Origin of the sequence: Aliiroseovarius subalbicans (assembly GCF_022678625.1) — a bacterium.
Classification (GTDB): Bacteria; Pseudomonadota; Alphaproteobacteria; order Rhodobacterales; family Rhodobacteraceae; genus Aliiroseovarius_A; species Aliiroseovarius_A subalbicans.
In genome coordinates this window covers 268,986-286,269 of record NZ_JALBYQ010000003.1, presented here as the reverse complement: position 1 = coordinate 286,269, position 17,284 = coordinate 268,986, and the positions used below count along the sequence as shown (strand labels likewise).

At 59.7% G+C, this 17,284-nt stretch carries 14 protein-coding genes; 9 read left to right on the top strand and 5 right to left on the bottom strand.

The window, feature by feature from the left end; genetic code table 11:
• Nucleotides 1-7 precede the first annotated feature (7 nt).
• From rho to MN188_RS11750, 6 genes are read left to right on the top strand one after another with little or no spacing between them, the layout of a single operon-like run.
• On the top strand, nt 8-1,279 hold the full coding sequence (gene rho, locus MN188_RS11775) for a transcription termination factor Rho (RefSeq protein ID WP_242109276.1): 1,272 nt from the start codon (nt 8-10) through the stop codon (nt 1,277-1,279).
• Between the two features lie 31 nt (nt 1,280-1,310).
• A complete protein-coding gene (mnmE, locus tag MN188_RS11770; RefSeq protein WP_242109274.1) occupies nt 1,311-2,597 on the top strand; it encodes a tRNA uridine-5-carboxymethylaminomethyl(34) synthesis GTPase MnmE in 1,287 nt (428 codons plus the stop codon).
• Between the two features lie 24 nt (nt 2,598-2,621).
• Complete coding sequence (mnmG, locus tag MN188_RS11765) at nt 2,622-4,490, top strand: tRNA uridine-5-carboxymethylaminomethyl(34) synthesis enzyme MnmG (RefSeq protein WP_242109273.1); 1,869 nt, start codon at nt 2,622-2,624, stop codon at nt 4,488-4,490.
• Nucleotides 4,487-5,110: a 16S rRNA (guanine(527)-N(7))-methyltransferase RsmG gene (gene rsmG / locus MN188_RS11760; RefSeq protein ID WP_242109272.1), complete on the top strand. Its 624-nt coding sequence runs from the start codon at nt 4,487-4,489 to the stop codon at nt 5,108-5,110. Before mnmG ends, rsmG begins: the two co-directional genes overlap by 4 nt.
• Nucleotides 5,103-5,894, top strand: coding sequence for a ParA family protein (locus MN188_RS11755; RefSeq protein WP_242109271.1), 792 nt, complete (start codon nt 5,103-5,105; stop codon nt 5,892-5,894). The genes rsmG and MN188_RS11755 overlap by 8 nt, the downstream gene beginning before the upstream one ends.
• Nucleotides 5,895-5,903: 9 nt before the next feature.
• Complete coding sequence (locus tag MN188_RS11750) at nt 5,904-6,782, top strand: ParB/RepB/Spo0J family partition protein (RefSeq protein WP_242109270.1); 879 nt, start codon at nt 5,904-5,906, stop codon at nt 6,780-6,782.
• On the opposite strand, the gene hemW is transcribed toward MN188_RS11750, so the two are convergent.
• Genes hemW through rph form a run of 3 tightly spaced genes read right to left on the bottom strand, consistent with a single transcriptional unit; the run spans nt 6,779 to nt 9,238 of the window.
• The gene (hemW, locus tag MN188_RS11745) at nt 6,779-7,924 is read right to left on the bottom strand and encodes a radical SAM family heme chaperone HemW (protein ID WP_242109269.1); all 1,146 of its coding nucleotides are present in this window, start codon (nt 7,922-7,924) and stop codon (nt 6,779-6,781) included. The two genes, MN188_RS11750 and hemW, sit on opposite strands and share 4 nt — an antisense overlap.
• Complete coding sequence (rdgB, locus tag MN188_RS11740) at nt 7,917-8,528, bottom strand: RdgB/HAM1 family non-canonical purine NTP pyrophosphatase (protein WP_242109268.1); 612 nt, start codon at nt 8,526-8,528, stop codon at nt 7,917-7,919. The genes hemW and rdgB overlap by 8 nt, the downstream gene beginning before the upstream one ends.
• Nucleotides 8,525-9,238: a ribonuclease PH gene (gene rph, locus MN188_RS11735; RefSeq protein ID WP_242109267.1), complete on the bottom strand. Its 714-nt coding sequence runs from the start codon at nt 9,236-9,238 to the stop codon at nt 8,525-8,527. Before rph ends, rdgB begins: the two co-directional genes overlap by 4 nt.
• 69 nt (nt 9,239-9,307) lie before the next feature.
• Between rph and hrcA the strand changes: the two genes are divergently transcribed.
• Nucleotides 9,308-10,369 (top strand): heat-inducible transcriptional repressor HrcA, encoded by a 1,062-nt coding sequence (hrcA, locus tag MN188_RS11730; RefSeq protein ID WP_242109266.1) that lies wholly within the window; start codon nt 9,308-9,310, stop codon nt 10,367-10,369.
• An 11-nt stretch (nt 10,370-10,380) separates the two neighbouring features.
• On the top strand, nt 10,381-10,956 hold the full coding sequence (gene grpE, locus MN188_RS11725) for a nucleotide exchange factor GrpE (protein ID WP_242109265.1): 576 nt from the start codon (nt 10,381-10,383) through the stop codon (nt 10,954-10,956).
• 81 nt (nt 10,957-11,037) lie between these two features.
• Here the strand turns inward: grpE and mutS are convergent, their stop codons facing one another.
• The gene (gene mutS / locus MN188_RS11720) at nt 11,038-13,656 is read right to left on the bottom strand and encodes a DNA mismatch repair protein MutS (RefSeq protein ID WP_242109491.1); all 2,619 of its coding nucleotides are present in this window, start codon (nt 13,654-13,656) and stop codon (nt 11,038-11,040) included.
• A 92-nt stretch (nt 13,657-13,748) separates the two neighbouring features.
• Nucleotides 13,749-14,759: a UDP-glucose 4-epimerase GalE gene (galE, locus tag MN188_RS11715; protein WP_242109264.1), complete on the bottom strand. Its 1,011-nt coding sequence runs from the start codon at nt 14,757-14,759 to the stop codon at nt 13,749-13,751.
• Nucleotides 14,760-15,024: 265 nt separating this feature from the next.
• Between galE and MN188_RS11710 the strand changes: the two genes are divergently transcribed.
• Complete coding sequence (locus tag MN188_RS11710) at nt 15,025-17,280, top strand: NADP-dependent malic enzyme (RefSeq protein ID WP_242109263.1); 2,256 nt, start codon at nt 15,025-15,027, stop codon at nt 17,278-17,280.
• Nucleotides 17,281-17,284 lie beyond the last annotated feature (4 nt).

The following is a 17,284-nucleotide window of genomic DNA, read 5'->3' as shown; positions in this document are numbered from 1 at the left end:
TATTCCCATGTCCGAAGACCGTCTGAACCTGTCCGAGCTGAAGGCAACAAGCCCCAAAGACCTTGTTGCGATGGCTGAAGAGCTGGAAATCGAAAACGCATCAACCATGCGTAAGGGCGAGATGATGTTCTCGATCCTGAAAGAGCGCGCCGAGGATGAGTGGGTCATCGGTGGCGACGGGGTGCTTGAGGTGCTTCAGGATGGCTTTGGTTTCCTGCGCTCGCCCGAAGCGAATTATCTTCCCGGCCCCGATGACATCTATGTCTCGCCGGAAATGATCCGCCAGTATTCCCTGCGCACCGGGGATACGATCGAGGGGATCATCAAAGCGCCGCTGGAGAGTGAAAACTATTTTGCCATCACGGTGGTCGAGAAAATCAACTTCGCAGATCCGGCAGAAGCCAAGCATAAGGTGGCGTTTGACAATCTGACGCCGCTTTATCCGGATGAGCGTCTGAAAATGGAGATCGAGGATCCGACCATCAAGGATCGCTCGGCCCGGATCATCGACCTGGTATCGCCGATCGGTAAAGGTCAGCGGTCGCTGATTGTTGCACCGCCGCGCACGGGTAAAACGGTTCTGTTGCAGAATATTGCGCATTCGATCGAGCGGAACCACCCGGAATGCTACCTGATCGTGCTGTTGATCGACGAACGTCCCGAGGAAGTTACCGACATGCAGCGCTCGGTCAAAGGGGAGGTCGTGTCGTCGACTTTTGATGAACCCGCGACGCGTCACGTTGCGGTGTCAGAGATGGTCATCGAAAAAGCCAAGCGCTTGGTGGAACACAAGCGGGATGTCGTCATCCTTTTGGATTCGATCACCCGCCTGGGACGCGCCTTCAACACGACAGTACCGTCGTCGGGCAAGGTTCTGACCGGTGGTGTGGATGCGAACGCCCTGCAGCGTCCCAAGCGCTTCTTTGGTGCTGCGCGGAACATCGAAGAGGGTGGGTCGCTGACCATCATCGCCACCGCACTGATCGACACAGGGTCGCGCATGGATGAAGTGATCTTTGAAGAATTCAAAGGCACCGGCAACAGCGAGATCGTGCTGGACCGCAAGGTGGCCGACAAGCGCGTGTTCCCGGCAATGGACATCCTAAAATCCGGCACCCGGAAAGAGGAATTGCTGGTCGATTCAAAGGACCTGCAAAAGACCTATGTCCTGCGCCGGATTCTAAACCCGATGGGCACCACGGACGCGATCGAGTTCTTGATCTCCAAGCTGAAACAAACCAAATCGAACAGCGAGTTCTTCGATTCGATGAACACGTAACTTATTGTTCTTTAACAATGGGTTAAACGAAATGGATACGATTTATGCCCTGGCAACGGCACACGGTAAGGCCGGTGTCGCAGTTATTCGCATTTCCGGACCGGCGGGGTTTTTGGCCGCGTCGGACCTGACACGATTGCCCAACCCGCGCGTGGCTGGACTTAGGCGGCTAGTGGCGGCTGACGGTACTCTCCTGGATGAAGCGCTTGTCCTGTGCTTTCAAGCCGGGGCCAGCTTTACCGGCGAAGATGTGGTTGAGTTTCAACTGCACGGATCCACTGCGGTCGTGAATGCGGTTTTGCGGGAATTGGGGGCCAAGAAGGACCTGCGCCTGGCTGAACCGGGGGAATTCACCCGTCGAGCTCTGGAGAACGGCTGTCTTGACCTTGCACAGGTCGAAGGTCTGGCGGATCTGATCGACGCAGAAACTGAAGCGCAACGGCGGCAGGCGCAACGCGTTCTGTCGGGTGCGTTGGGCGACAAAGCCGAAGCGTGGCGCACTGACTTGATCCGCGCTGCTGCCTTACTTGAGGCCACAATCGATTTTGCAGACGAAGACGTTCCGGTCGACGTGTCGCCCGAGGTTCTGGCGCTGATCGACCAGGTGGCAAGCAGCCTGGAGCAAGAGGCCGCTGGCGCGCATATCGCGGAACGTGTGCGCGAAGGGTTCGAAATAGCCATTGTCGGCCCTCCGAACATCGGTAAATCAACACTTCTGAACGCGCTGGCCGGGCGGGATGCGGCGATAACCTCGGAACACGCGGGCACCACGCGTGATGTAATCGAGGTGCGGATGGATCTGGACGGGCTACCCGTGACGGTTCTGGACACTGCAGGGCTGCGTGACACCACAGACGAGGTTGAAGGCATCGGCATCGCGCGCGCGCGCGATCGGGCCAGTCAGGCGGATCTGCGTGTTTTCCTGCTGGACGAAAGCGGAAACGTTCAAGGTGTTGAGCCGCGTGACGGTGACGTAATTGCGCAAGGTAAGGCTGATTTGCGCGGGGCGGAGGGGTTCTCCTTATCCGGCAAGACCGGACAGGGTGTGGATGAGCTGATCGCCCGCGCCTCGGAAACGCTGCGGGGACGGGTTGCCAATGCCGGATCGGCGACACGCGAACGGCATCGGTTGGCCATTGTTGCCGCCGGTGACGCTTTGGGAATGGCGCGAATCGAGGTATTGAACGGGCCGGACCGCGCCGAATTGGCATCTGAGGAGCTGCGAACAGCAATTCGTGCCCTTGATTCCCTGGTCGGCCGGGTTGATGTAGAGCACATACTGGATGAGATATTTGCCAGTTTCTGTCTTGGAAAGTAGCGCGCATAGGAGGGAGTGTTTCACGTGAAACATCCTGATTTCGACGTCATCGTTGTTGGTGGCGGCCACGCTGGGGCCGATGCTGCCCACGCAAGCGCCCGGATGGGCGCAAAAACCGCCCTGGTTACTCTGCGAGCGGCTGGAATTGGTGTTATGTCGTGCAATCCGGCGATTGGCGGGCTTGGCAAAGGCCACCTGGTACGTGAGATCGACGCGCTGGACGGGCTTATGGGCCGGGTCGCGGACATGGCCGGTATTCAATACCGGCTGTTGAATCGGCGCAAAGGTCCCGCTGTTCAGGGGCCTAGGGCCCAGGCCGACCGCAAGCTGTATCGCAACGGGATGCAGGCCGAGCTGGGGAAGACGCCAAACTTGGTCATAATTGAGGGCGAAGTTGCCGACCTGATGATGCAGGGCAACCGTGTCAGTGGCGTGATGTTGGCAGACGGGTCTGAGATCAAAGCGGGTGCTGTCATCCTGACCACCGGCACGTTCCTGCGCGGTGTAATACACATCGGGGACGAACGGCGCGATGGTGGTCGGATGGGCGACGCCCCGTCGATCAAACTTGCCGAGCGAATTGATGACTTTGGTCTTCCGCTGGGACGGCTGAAAACCGGTACGCCACCTCGTTTGGACGGAAAAACAATCAACTGGACCGCTCTGGAAGAGCAGCCTGGTGATGAGGACCCTGTGGTCTTTTCCTTTCTCAACACCAAGCCGCAAGTAAAGCAGGTGTCCTGCGGCATCACACATACGAACGCACAAACCCATGACATCATTCGGGAAAACCTAACACGTTCTGCGATGTATGGTGGGCACATCGATGGCGTTGGTCCACGGTACTGCCCTTCAATCGAAGACAAGATCGTGCGCTTTGCGGACAAGAATTCTCACCAGGTTTTTCTTGAGCCAGAAGGTCTTGATGATGACACGGTTTACCCGAATGGGATCTCCACGTCCCTGCCGATCGAGGTGCAGGAAGCGTATGTCCGTTCGATCTATGGGCTAGAGGAGACGCGCATTCTTCAACCTGGCTATGCAATTGAATATGACTACGTTGATCCCCGGGCCTTGACTGAAACGCTTTGCCTGCGGGATGTGCCGGGCTTGTATCTGGCGGGGCAGATTAACGGAACAACGGGGTATGAAGAGGCCGCTGCACAAGGGCTCGTGGCTGGCCTGAATGCCGCTTTGGCGGTGCGGGGGTGCGACGCGGCGGTGTTTTCGCGGTCAAATTCCTATATCGGTGTGATGGTTGACGATTTAATTACGCGGGGCGTGACTGAGCCCTATCGCATGTTCACATCCCGGGCCGAATTCCGACTGTCTCTTCGTGCGGACAACGCTGATCAACGCCTGACTCCAATGGGCATAGCGCTTGGCTGCGTAGGCGAGGGGCGAAGGATTGCATTTGAGAGCAAAGCCTATGCCCTTGCCAAAGCACGTGTTCTTTTGGATGGGCGGAAATTCACTCCGAAGGACGTTTCCACAACAGGCGTTCAAGTGCGGCAGGACGGGACGCGTCGCAGTGGGTTCGAACTGCTGTCGTTTCCAGACATCACTTTTGACAAGCTTGTCGAAATCGCCCCGGAATTCGGCGGTGTCGCTTCCGGTATTCGCGATCAGATAGCGAAAGACGCACTCTACGCCAACTACATTGAGCGGCAGAAGCGCGATGTTGAGGCATTGAGTCGAGACGAAGCGCAGGAAATACCCGAGGATTTCCAATATGTTGGTCTAGATGGTCTGTCCAATGAACTTGCTTCGAAACTGACGGCAGCACGTCCGCGCACACTTGCACAGGCCGCGCGGGTGGAGGGGGTTACACCCGCAGCCTTGACGCTGATCCTTGTAAAGCTACGTCAGGTGCAAAGGCAGATGAAAGCATGAGCAACGCGCGCGAGCAGGTATTGCAGCAACTGAGTGTTTCACGTGAAACAACTGAGCGTCTGGACGCCTATGCCAGCCTTTTGGAAAAATGGAATCCCGCAATCAATCTGGTGGCCCCGTCTACCATTAAAGACCTCTGGACCCGCCATTTTTTGGATTCCGCGCAGGTGCTAGACCTTGCCCCGCCGGGGGAGACATGGATGGATATCGGAACCGGGGGCGGGTTTCCTGGACTGATCGTGGCAGTTCTTGCGTCCGAAATGCGTCCGGAACTCAAAATGACATGCGTTGAAAGCGATCAGCGCAAAGCAACTTTCCTCAGAACCGCTGCGCGCGAACTTGGGCTGGCTGTTGATATCCAGTCAAAACGGATTGAGGACCTGGTTCCTGCGCAAGCTGATATCCTTTCAGCGCGAGCGTTGGCGCCCTTGGTGCGTTTGCTTGATTTTGCCGAACACCACCTGGCGCCCAATGGGCGAGCGATTTTCCTTAAGGGCGCAAACCACCAAAGAGAAATGCAGGAAGCGCTTGAAAAATGGCAGTTTCAAGCGGATACATACCCTAGCAAAACCGACCCGGATGCGGTCATCCTGAGCCTAGGAGGCATCCGACGTGCCTGACAGACTGCGCCCTAAGGGGCCGAAAATCATTGCAGTAACCAACCAAAAGGGCGGTGTCGGCAAGACCACGACGACCATCAACCTTGGTGCGGCCTTGGCCGAAAAGGGTCTGGCGGTTCTTCTGGTTGATTTGGACCCTCAGGGCAACGCGTCAACCGGGCTTGGCGTTGATGTCCACGACCGCAAGCGCACGACCTACGACCTGTTGGTAGACGAGGCGCCGCTGGCTGAGGTCATCATGGAAACTGGTTTTGAAAACCTATGGATAACGCCGGCGACCACAGACCTATCCTCAGCGGATATCGAGCTGTTTTCCAACGAAAAACGGAGCTTCTTGCTCCATGACGCATTGCGCCAGCACGCGATTGATGACTTCGCCTTTGACTATGTTTTGATCGATTGTCCGCCATCCCTGAACCTTCTGACGGTCAATGCGATGGTTGCGGCAGATAGTGTTCTTGTCCCGCTGCAAAGTGAGTTTTTTGCGCTTGAAGGGCTGTCGCAACTGATGCTGACGGTGAGAGAAGTGCGCGCAACCGCGAATTCGAATTTGCGGATCGAGGGGATCGTTCTGACAATGTACGATGCGCGTAACAATCTGTCTCGGCAGGTCGAGGCGGACGCGCGGGATAACCTGGGGGACCTTGTTTTCAAGACGATGATACCCCGGAATGTACGGGTGAGCGAGGCGCCGTCCTTCGCATTGCCTGTTCTGGCATACGACCCAACGTCAAAAGGCAGTCAGGCATATCTTGCCTTGGCGCAAGAACTCACCGAGCGATAGGAGGCTGAAATGGCGAAGAAACCCAGTGGAGGATTAGGTCGCGGCCTGTCCGCGCTCATGGCTGATGTCGCGCCAGAAAAAACGGAATCCGAAGAGCGACCGCGCCGGGGCGACCAAATGATCCCGGTGGAGAAAATCGTGCCCAACCCGGACCAGCCGCGGCGGCATTTTACTCAGGAACGGCTTGAGGATCTTGCGCGGTCGATCCGCGAAAAGGGGGTTATTCAACCACTGATCTTGCGGAAGGGCCCCAAAGACGATGGAACTTTTGAGATTGTTGCTGGGGAGCGGCGCTGGCGCGCCGCGCAGATGGCGCAGCTTCATGACGTGCCCGCATTGGTGCGCGACTACAGCGACACCGAAGCCCTTGAGGTCGCGATAATCGAGAATATCCAGCGCGCGGACCTGAATGCGATTGAAGAAGCCGCAGGCTATCGTGACTTGATGGACCGTTTTGGCCACACGCAGGAGAAGGTGTCCGAAGCGCTTGGAAAAAGCCGCAGCCACATCGCGAATCTTCTGCGACTCCTGAACCTCCCGGACGAGGTCCAGGATCTGGTGATTGACGGCAAACTTACCGCCGGGCACGCGCGAACCCTGGTTACGGCCGAAAATCCAATAGCTCTTGCACGGCAGATTGTGTCCAAAGGCCTGTCCGTGCGCGAAGCTGAGCGGCTTGCGAAAGCTCCAAAGGCGGAAAAGCCTGCGAAAACAAAGGTAAAACCCGAAAAGGACGCGGATACGCGGGCTTTGGAGGCGGATTTGTCGGCGGCGCTGGGCATGAAGGTATCGATCGACCACAAGGTCGGTGGTCAGTCGGGACAACTGAGCGTACGTTATGCGACGCTGGATGACCTCGACGATCTTTGCGCCAAATTGGGCGGCTAATCCGGCACCAGCTCTCTCAGGATTGCATTCAGAACCGGTCGGCCCTCCCGGCTGGTTTTGAGAATGTCACCTTCAATCTCAATCAGAGACAGTTCAAGCAAGTCTTTGATTTTGCTATCTTTTAGGGTAACGCCATACCGCGTCCGAAGGCGGAGCAGGTCGATACCCTCCTGCAGCCTGAGGCCCATCAAAAGGTATTCCGTGGCCTGTTCATCCAAGGCAAGGGTCTCACGAATATTCTGTGCGGGGTTTGCCAGCCACTTCAAGGGGTTAAGCTCGGTTTCGGTTCCGATGCGTGAACCGCCGAGGGTCAGGCGGCCGTGGGCACCCGGGCCAATGCCGATCCAGTCACCGCCGCGCCAATAGACAAGGTTATGACGTGATTCCTGACCGGGTTTGGCGTGATTAGAGACTTCATAGGCCGGAAGGCCGGCTTTTTCACACAGCTCTTGCGTCAGAAAGAATTGATCCACGGAAAGGTCATCGCCCGGAAGGCCGTGAAGCCCACCGGCGGCGAACCGATCACCAAATGCAGTCCCAGGTTCGATTGTCAGCTGGTAAAGCGACAAATGATCCGGCTCCATCGCAAGCGCCTGGGTCAATTCCGCGCGCCATGCGTCCAGGGACTGGTCCTGACGGGCGTAGATCAGGTCAAAATTCACACGCTCAAACGTGGTTTTGGCAAGGATTAGGGCTTGTTTGGCCTCTTCCATCGAATGCATGCGGCCCAAGCGACGCAGGTCTTCATCGTTCAAGGCCTGAACACCAATGGAAACCCGGTTCACACCACCCGCGCGGTATCCGGCGAAGTTTGCAGCTTCGATCGATGTCGGATTGGCCTCAAGGGTGATTTCAACATCGTTGGCCAGCGTCCAGTGCGATGCAACACGGTCAAGGAGCGCACTGACAACATCGGGGCGCATCAAGCTGGGGGTGCCGCCACCGAAATAAACGGAATCCAGAACGCGCCCCGGTGTCAGGGCAGCGTAGCGGTCGATTTCGGACAAATAGGCCGCTTGCCACGCGTCCTGGTCAATCGACGATGAAACATGGCTGTTGAAATCGCAATAGGGGCATTTGGCGGCGCAGAATGGCCAATGCAGATAGAGGCCAAAGCCTGCTTCTTGCCAGTTCTCAGGCAAAACAGCCTGCCACCAGCTTGGCGAAAGCGTCGGCGCGGTGACTCATCGCGTGCTTTTGGGCCGGATCCATTTCACCGAAGGTTTCCGTATGGCCGTCAGGCACGAAAATCGGATCAAAGCCAAAGCCCTGATCCCCGCGCATCGGCCAGGAGACGTGGCCCGAAACTTTGCCTTCGAACACTTCGTCGTGCCCGTCAGGCCAGGCAAGGCAAAGGATGCAATTGAAGGCTGCGGTGCGCGGTGTTGGCGCGTTCTTGTCTTCAAGTAGCGCCCAAACCTTGGTCATTGCCATCGGAAAATCTCGCCCGTCCGGGGTTTCCGCCCAATCCGCGGTGTAAACGCCCGGCGCACCATCCAACGCGTCGACAGTGATGCCGCTGTCATCGGACAGGGCAGGCAGGCCCGAAGCCTTCGCGGCAAAATGCGCCTTGATCCGCGCATTGCCAACGAAGGTATCTTCGGTTTCTTCAGGTTCATCGAAGCCAAGGTCACCGGCGGACACGACCTGCACCCCATACGGGGCCAGAAGTGCGCCGATTTCGCGGATCTTGCCCGCGTTGTGCGAGGCGATGACAAGCTTGCCCTCGGTGAACCGGCGGGTCATTTCGTGGCGTCCAGCTGTGCTGTGACCAATTCAGACACGCCCTTGTCGGCCAGGTCCATCAACCCGTTCATCTGTTCGCGTGTGAAGGTAGATCCTTCGGCGGACATCTGAACCTCGATCAACCGACCGGAGCCGGTCATGACGAAATTGCCGTCCACGCCCGCTTCGCTGTCTTCGGGGTAGTCGAGGTCAAGCACGGTCTGGCCTGCGTAGATGCCGCAGGACACGGCCGCGACCGGATCAACCAGCGGGTCCATCGAGACGTCACCGGCCTTGATCAGCTTGTTCACCGCTAGGCGCAGCGCGACCCAGCCCCCGGTGATCGCGGCACAGCGCGTGCCGCCGTCGGCCTGGATCACGTCACAGTCGATGGTGATCTGACGCTCACCCAACGCGCGCATGTCGACACCGGCGCGCAGCGAGCGACCGATCAGACGTTGGATTTCGACAGTGCGGCCGCCTTGCTTGCCTGCAGCGGCTTCGCGGCGCATCCGGGTGTTGGTGGCGCGGGGCAGCATACCGTATTCGGCGGTGACCCAGCCCTTGCCGGAATTGCGCAGGAAGGGGGGCACGCGTTCTTCAAGCGTGGCGGTGCACAGAACGTGCGTATCGCCGATCTTGATCATGCAGGACCCCTCGGCGTGCTTCGTGGCACCGACTTCAATTGAAATCGGGCGCATTTCATCTATCTTTCGACCAGACGGGCGCATGGTATTCCCCTTTGTTTCATGTTCAGACGTGATTCACATGGTGCCCCAGAAAAGGCAAGGCGATTGAGCATGGTGGACGCATCGAAGCTTTTAGAAGAGATGAACGTGCGATCGCGCGAGGTGTTTCGGCGCCTGGTGGAAGGATACCTTGAAACCGGTGAGCCCGTGGGGTCCCGAACCCTGACCCGAACCCTGAATGAAAAAGTCAGCGCAGCGACAATCCGAAACGTGATGCAAGACCTTGAATTTATGGGGCTTTTAGACAGTCCGCATGTTTCGGCGGGCCGTATACCGACCGAACAGGGCCTGCGCATGTTCGTTGACGGGCTTCTTGAGGTGAGCGAGCTGGACGGATCAGACCGGCAAAAGATCGACGCGACTCTCGGCACGAATGACCCGGATGTCGGCACGATGATGGACCGGGTCGGTTCGGCCCTGTCCGGGATCACGGCGGGCGCCAGCCTGGTTCTGACCCCGAAACACGAAGCGCCGATCAAGCATATCGAGTTCGTGTCGCTGGGCCATGATCGCGCCCTGGTGGTGCTGGTCTTTGCTGATGGACACGTGGAAAACCGCGTGTTCACACCGCCGCCCGGGCAAACGCCAAGCTCGCTGCGCGAGGCCGCGAACTTCCTGAACGCGCTTGCCGAGGGTCGCACATTGAGCGAGCTGCGCGGGGTTATGCAGGCCGAGATTGTCACCCGTCGACAAGAGTTGGATTCCTTGGCGGCGGAACTTGTCGAAAGCGGCGCGGCCTTGTGGGAGAACGAAGGCCAGCCTTATGAGCGGCTGATCGTGCGTGGCAGATCAAACCTTCTGGAGGCGGCTGGAGAGGCCGACCTGGACAAGATTCGCACGCTGTTTGACGACCTGGAACGCAAGCGCGACATCGCGGATTTCCTTGAACTGACCGAGCAAGGCGACGGTGTGCGCATTTTTATCGGCTCAGAGAACAAACTTTTCTCACTTTCGGGTTCCTCTCTGGTGGTTTCCCCCTATATGAACGCTGACCGTAAGATCATTGGCGCCGTGGGCGTGATTGGTCCCACACGGCTGAATTATGGGCGGATCGTGCCCATCGTGGATTACACGGCGCAGCTGGTCGGGAAGCTGATCTCGGACCGGGGGTAAAGGTAGAGAAGATGACGGACGCAAAGAACAATATCGATGTGGAATCGGCGATCGAAGAGCTGATGGCCGAGCAGAACGAAGCGTCGCAGGACGCGCCCGAAGCAACCGAGCTGGAAGAGGTCGACGAGGTCGAGCAATTGCGCGCCGAGCGCGACGACATGCGTGACCGTTTCATGCGTGCGCTGGCGGATGCGGAAAACGCCCGCAAGCGTGGCGACCGCGACCGCCGTGAAGCCGAGCAATACGGTGGATCGAAGCTGGCGCGCGACATGCTGCCGGTGTTCGACAACATGAAGCGCGCGATGGAGGCAGTGCCGGAAGAGCAACGTGCGGCGTCGAAGGCCCTGATCGAAGGGATCGAGCTGACCATGCGCGAGCTTCTGAACATTTTCGAAAAGCACGGCATTCGTCTGTTGTCGCCAGAAGTGGGCGACAAGTTCGACCCGGAATACCACCAGGCAATGTTCGAAGCGCCAGTACCGAACACCAAGGCCGGGGATGTCATTCAGGTGATGGCCGAAGGCTTCATGCTGCATGACCGGCTGTTGCGCCCGGCTCAGGTTGGGGTGAGCTCGACCCCCGCCTGATTTCGAATTGCTTCGCAATCCGACCAACCGGGGGGCTTCACTCCCCGGATCCCCCGGGACACTTCCGGAAAGATGAAAGACTTAGGGTTTGATCAGGGACTTAAGGTCGTAGATCAGGCTGAGCGCTTCTTTCGGAGTCAACTCATCCGGGTGGATGTTGGACAGCTTGTCCTCGACCGGTGAGGGAGCGCTGGGCGACCTGGCCGGCACAGCCGGTGTGGCGGTGAACAGCGGCAGATCATCGATGATCGCCTTCTGCTGCGCGCCTTCACGTTCGCCCTTTTCCAACGCCTCAAGCACGATGCGGGCACGGTCCACGACGGTTTCTGGCAGACCGGCGAGCTTGGCAACCTGAACGCCATAGCTTCGGTCGGCAGCCCCCTTGCGCACCTCGTGTAGGAAGATGACCTCGCCTTCCCATTCCTTGACCGCGATTGTGGCGTTGTCCACGCCGTCAAGTTTGCCGGCCAATTGGGTCAGCTCATGGTAATGGGTCGCGAACAGGGCGCGGCATTGGTTGGTTTCGTGCAGGTGCTCCAGCGTGGCCCAGGCGATGGAAAGCCCGTCATAGGTCGCTGTGCCGCGGCCGATTTCGTCCAGGATCACCAGCGCGCGATCGTCCGCCTGGTTCAGGATCGCGGCGGTTTCGACCATTTCGACCATGAAGGTGGAGCGGCCGCGGGCAAGGTCATCGGACGCGCCCACGCGGCTGAACAATTGCGAGACCAGACCGATATGCGCCTTTCGGGCCGGCACATAGCTTCCGGCCTGGGCCAGAAGGGCGATCAAGGCGTTCTGGCGCAGGAAGGTCGATTTACCGGCCATGTTCGGGCCGGTCAAAAGCCAGATATCGGCACCGTCCGATCCATCGGCGAGGGTGCAGTCGTTTGCCACGAAGGGCGCGCCGCCTTGTTGACGCAGCGCGCGCTCGACAACCGGGTGGCGGCCGCCTTCGATGTGAAACATGCGGCTGTCATCGACAAGAGGGGCGCACCAGCCCTCGGCACGGGCGAGGTCTGCGAAGGCGGCGCCCAAGTCGATTTCGGACAGGGCGCGCGCGGTATCGCCCAGAGCGGCGGCGTGGTCCAGAATGGCAGCACTCAGGCTGGAATAGAGCCGCTTTTCGATCTCAAGCGTCCTGTTGCCCGCATTCAGGATCTTCGTTTCCATTTCGGACAGGGCAACGGTGGTGAAGCGCACTGCATTGGCGGTGGTTTGCCGGTGGATGAAGTGTTCCGACAGCGGCGGGTTCAGCATCTTTTCGGCATGGGTGGCCGTGGTTTCGATGAAGTAGCCCAGCACGTTGTTGTGCTTGATCTTGAGCGACGAAATCCCCGCCTGGTCGGCATATTCCGCCTGCATGCCTGCAATCACGCCGCGCCCTTCGTCGCGCAGCTGGCGGGCTTCGTCCAGATCGGCATCATAGCCGGGCGCGATGAAGCCGCCGTCACGGGCCAGAAGCGGGGGTTCAGCGATCAGCGCCTCTTTGAGCAAGGCAAGAAGCGCGTCGTGACCAACCAGTGCGCGGGCGGCAGACGCGAGAGCGTCGGGTGCCGCGTCGGGAAGCTGTGCGGCGATGTCCTCGGCGGCGCCAAGGCCTGCGCGAATGGCGGTAAGATCACGGGGGCCGCCGCGTTCCAGACCAAGGCGCGACAGGGCACGGTCGATGTCGGGCGCTTTGCGCAATGCCTCACGCAGATCGGCGCATAAACGGCTCTGATCCAGCAGAAAAGAGACATTTTCCAGCCGTGCGTGCACTTCGGTCAGGTCGCGCGACGGGCTGGATAGACGGCGCTCCAGTAGGCGCCCGCCACCGGCGGTCACGGTGCGGTCGATGGCGGACAGAAGCGACCCTTCACGCCCACCCGACAAGCTGTGTGTCAGTTCCAGGTTGCGTCGGGTGGCGGCGTCGATTTGCATCGTGCCGTGGGCCATTTCGCGCACCGGTGGGCGCAAAAGGGGCAGTTTGCCCTTTTGCGTGATATCCAGGTATTCGACGATCGCGCCCATCGCGCCAAGCTCGGCACGTGAAAAGCTGCCGAAGGCGTCCAGCGACCCGACCTTGTAGAGGTCCATCAGCCGTTCACCGGCCCCGGTGCTGTCAAACGCAGCGCGCGACAGGGGCGTCATGGCGGCGCCGGTTTCGGAAATCAGCACGTCAAGATCGCGCTCTTGGCTGTCCGATACGATGACCTCACGCGGGGCGAGGCGGGCCAGTTCCGGCGACAGGCGCAGGCGGGAGCAGGGCATCACGCGAAACGCGCCGGTGGAGATGTCGACCCAGGCCAGCGCCGCGTCGTCGCGGACCTCGGCATAAGCCGCCAGGAAGTTATGGCGGCGGGCGTCCAGCAGGCTGTCTTCGGTCAGGGTGCCGGGGGTGACCAGGCGCACGACCTCGCGCTTCACAACCGATTTCGACCCGCGCTTTTTCGCCTCGGCGGGGCTTTCCATCTGTTCGCAGACCGCGACGCGAAACCCTTTGCGGATCAGGGTCAGGAAATACCCTTCGGCGGCATGGACCGGGACGCCGCACATCGGGATGTCTTCGCCCAAATGTTTGCCGCGTTTTGTCAGCGCAATGTCCAACGCGGCGGCGGCGGCCACGGCGTCGTCAAAGAACATCTCGTAAAAATCGCCCATGCGATAGAACAAGAGCGCGTCCTGATGTTGTTCCTTGATCTCAAGGAATTGCGCCATCATCGGCGTCATGGCAGCGTTCGCCTTGGTCACCTTTACCCCCCGGTTGCGGTCCCCGGCAGACTAGAACCCCCGCGCGGGCGGTGGAAGGGGTGTCAGCTGTTTTTCCGGCGGGAAATCCAGTTCCAGCTGCTGGCGCACATGTCGTCCAGCCCCATTTCGGCGGCAAAGCCCAGAACGTCCTTCGCTTTGTCGGGGTTGGCGATGTAGTAGGGCACGTCGCCGGCGCGGCGCGGCGTGACGGTGAAGGCAAGATCCTGACCGCAGGCGCGCTCATAGGATTTCAGCATGTCGAACACCGAATAGCCCTGGCCGGTGCCAAGATTCACGGTGTGGCTGTCGCCGGTTTGCGTCAGCGCGTCGATCGACAGGACGTGACCGCGGGCCAGGTCCTCGACATGGATATAGTCGCGCACGCCGGTGCCGTCGGGGGTGGGATAGTCGTCACCGAAGACCGACAGCCGTTCAAGATCGCCCATCGCGACCTTGGCGATATAGGGCATGAGGTTGTTGGGAATGCCGTCCGGGTCCTCCCCGATCAACCCGGTCGGGTGGGCGCCTGCCGGGTTGAAATAGCGCAGGATGCCAATCGCCCAGCGATCATCGGCCGCCGCCACCTGTTCCAGGATCTGTTCGCTGGCCAGTTTCGTAAACGCATAGGGGCTGGAGTAGCTGCGTGGGCTGTCCTCGGGCGTGGGCACCACGTCGGCCTCGCCATACACCGTGGCGGAGGAGGAAAAGACGATGCGAAACACACCCGCCGCGCGCATTTCCTTGAGCAGGGTGACAAGGCCGGAGACGTTGGTTTCGATGTAATCGAGCGGAATCTCGGTGCTTTCGCCCACGGCCTTTTTCGCCGCGAAATGCACCGCGCCTGCAATCTCGTGTTCAGTGAAAATCTTGCGCAGGATGGCAGGGTCCAGAACGTCACCTTCATAGACGGGCACCGGGGCGCCGGTGATGACCTCAAGTCGGTCGATCACATCGTGATGTGCGTTCGAGAAATTGTCGAGGATCACCACGTCATAACCCGCCGCTTTCAGAGCGACATAGGTGTGCGATCCGATATAGCCAGCGCCGCCGGTCAAAAGGATTTTCTGGGTCACGAAGCTGCTCCGTCTTTTCTTTTGGGCGACATTAGGCCGGAACGGGTCGGAAAGCAGCCCTTTTCGCTGGGGTAGGGTGGATTTCCGCCAAGTTGCGGAATCACCCCTATGATAGATCGAAAATTGCGTGAAGTGCCGCCCTACTTTGCGAAAAATACCCAACGCGGCAATTTCATGAACAAATATGTATGGAATAGCAGTTGAGCCGCCCCGACGGCCCCTGTAAGACGGGTGCGCTGTCGCCCAAAGAAAGAAAGCCCGCCCCATGCCCAAGACCCGCATCACCGCAGAAGAGGCGCTTGCCTATCACCTGGACCCGCAACCGGGGAAATTCGAGATCACCCCGTCGGTTCCGATGACCACGCAGCGCGACCTGTCGCTGGCCTATTCCCCCGGTGTGGCCGTGCCCTGTGAGGCGATCGCGGAGAACCCGGAAACGGCATATGACTACACCACAAAGGGCAACCTTGTGGCGGTTATTTCGAACGGCACGGCGGTTCTGGGTCTGGGCAATCTGGGCGCGTTGGCGTCGAAGCCGGTGATGGAGGGCAAGTCGGTTCTGTTCAAACGGTTCGCGGACGTGAACTCGATCGATATCGAGCTGGACACCGAAGACCCAGAAGAATTCATCAACGCGGTGCGGCTGATGGGTCCGACGTTCGGCGGCATCAACCTTGAGGACATCAAGGCGCCCGAGTGTTTTATCATTGAACAGCGCCTGAAGGAAGAAATGGACATCCCGGTGTTCCATGACGACCAGCACGGTACCGCGGTGATCTGCGCCGCCGGCCTGATGAATGCGCTGCACCTGTCGGGCAAGAAAATCGAAGATTGCCGCATCGTTCTGAACGGTGCCGGGGCGGCGGGGATCGCCTGCATCGAGCTGATCAAGGCGATGGGCGCAAAGCACGACAATTGCATCGTCTGCGACACCAAGGGCGTGATCTTTCAGGGCCGCAAAGACGGCATGAACCAGTGGAAATCGGCCCACGCGGCCAACACAGACCTGCGCACACTTGAGGAAGCGATGGACGGCGCCGATGTGTTCCTGGGCGTGTCAGTCAAAGGGGCGGTGACGCAGGACATGGTCGCCTCGATGGCGGATAACCCGGTGATCTTCGCGATGGCGAACCCTGACCCGGAAATCACCCCGGAAGAGGCGCATGAAGTGCGCACCGATGCGATTGTAGCCACCGGGCGCTCGGATTATCCGAACCAGGTGAACAACGTTTTGGGCTTTCCGTACCTGTTCCGGGGCGCGCTGGACATCCACGCCCGTGCGATCAATGACGAGATGAAGTTGGCCTGCGCAACGGCGCTTGCCAAACTGGCGCGCGAGGACGTGCCGGACGAGGTCGCGATGGCCTATGGCAAGAAGTTGACCTTCGGCCGTGACTACATCATCCCGACCCCGTTTGATCCGCGCCTGATCTTTACGATCCCGCCCGCCGTGGCGAAGGCCGGGATCGATAGCGGGGCCGCCCGCCGCCCGATCATCGACATGGAGCGGTACGAGCTGACGCTGAAATCGCGGATGGATCCGACTGCGTCGATCCTGCGCGGGATCAACGCGCGGGCGCGGCAGGCACAGGCGACGATGATCTTTGCCGAGGGCGACGATCCCCACGTTCTGCGCGCCGCCGTGCAGTATCAGCGCAACGGCTTTGGCCGTGCCCTTGTTGTCGGGCGCGAAGACGACGTGAAGGCAAAGCTGGAAACCGCCGGTCTGGGCGATGCCGTGCGCGAGCTGCGAATTGTGAACGCGGCGAATACCGAACATCTGCCGATGTACAAATCGTTCCTGTATGACCGGCTGCAGCGTCAGGGTTTCGACCTTCACGACATTCACCGCCTTGCCGCGCGCGACCGTCACGTGTTCGCCGCGTTGATGTTGGCACATGGTCATGGTGACGGGCTTGTCACCGGCGCCACTCGGAAATCCGCGCATGTGCTTGAGTTGATCAACCACGTCTTCGATGCCCGTGCGTCGGATGGGGCGGTGGGCATCACCGCGATCCTGCACAACGGGCGCATTGTTCTGATCGCCGACACCTTGGTGCACGAATGGCCCGAAGCGGAAGACTTGGCGAATATCGCCGAACAGGCCGCGCTTGTCGCCCGCGGATTCGGCCTGGATCCGCGCGTGGCCTTCGTCAGTTTCTCGACCTTTGGCTACCCGATTTCGGAACGTGCCGAAAAGATGCACGAAGCCCCGGCCATCCTGGAAGCGCGCGGCGTCGACTTCGAGTTCGACGGCGAAATGACCGCGGACGTGGCCCTGAACCCCGACGTCATGGCGCAATATCCGTTCTGCCGCCTGTCCGGCCCTGCGAATATCCTGGTCGTGCCCGCGCGTCACTCGGCGTCGATCTCGGTCAAGATGATGCAGGAGCTTGCGGGCGCGACGGTGATCGGTCCGATCCTGTCAGGCATCGACAAGCCGATCCAGATCTGTTCGACCAACTCGACCGCAAATGACATCATGAACATGGCGGTTCTGGCGGCTTGTAAAGTCGGCTAAGGCA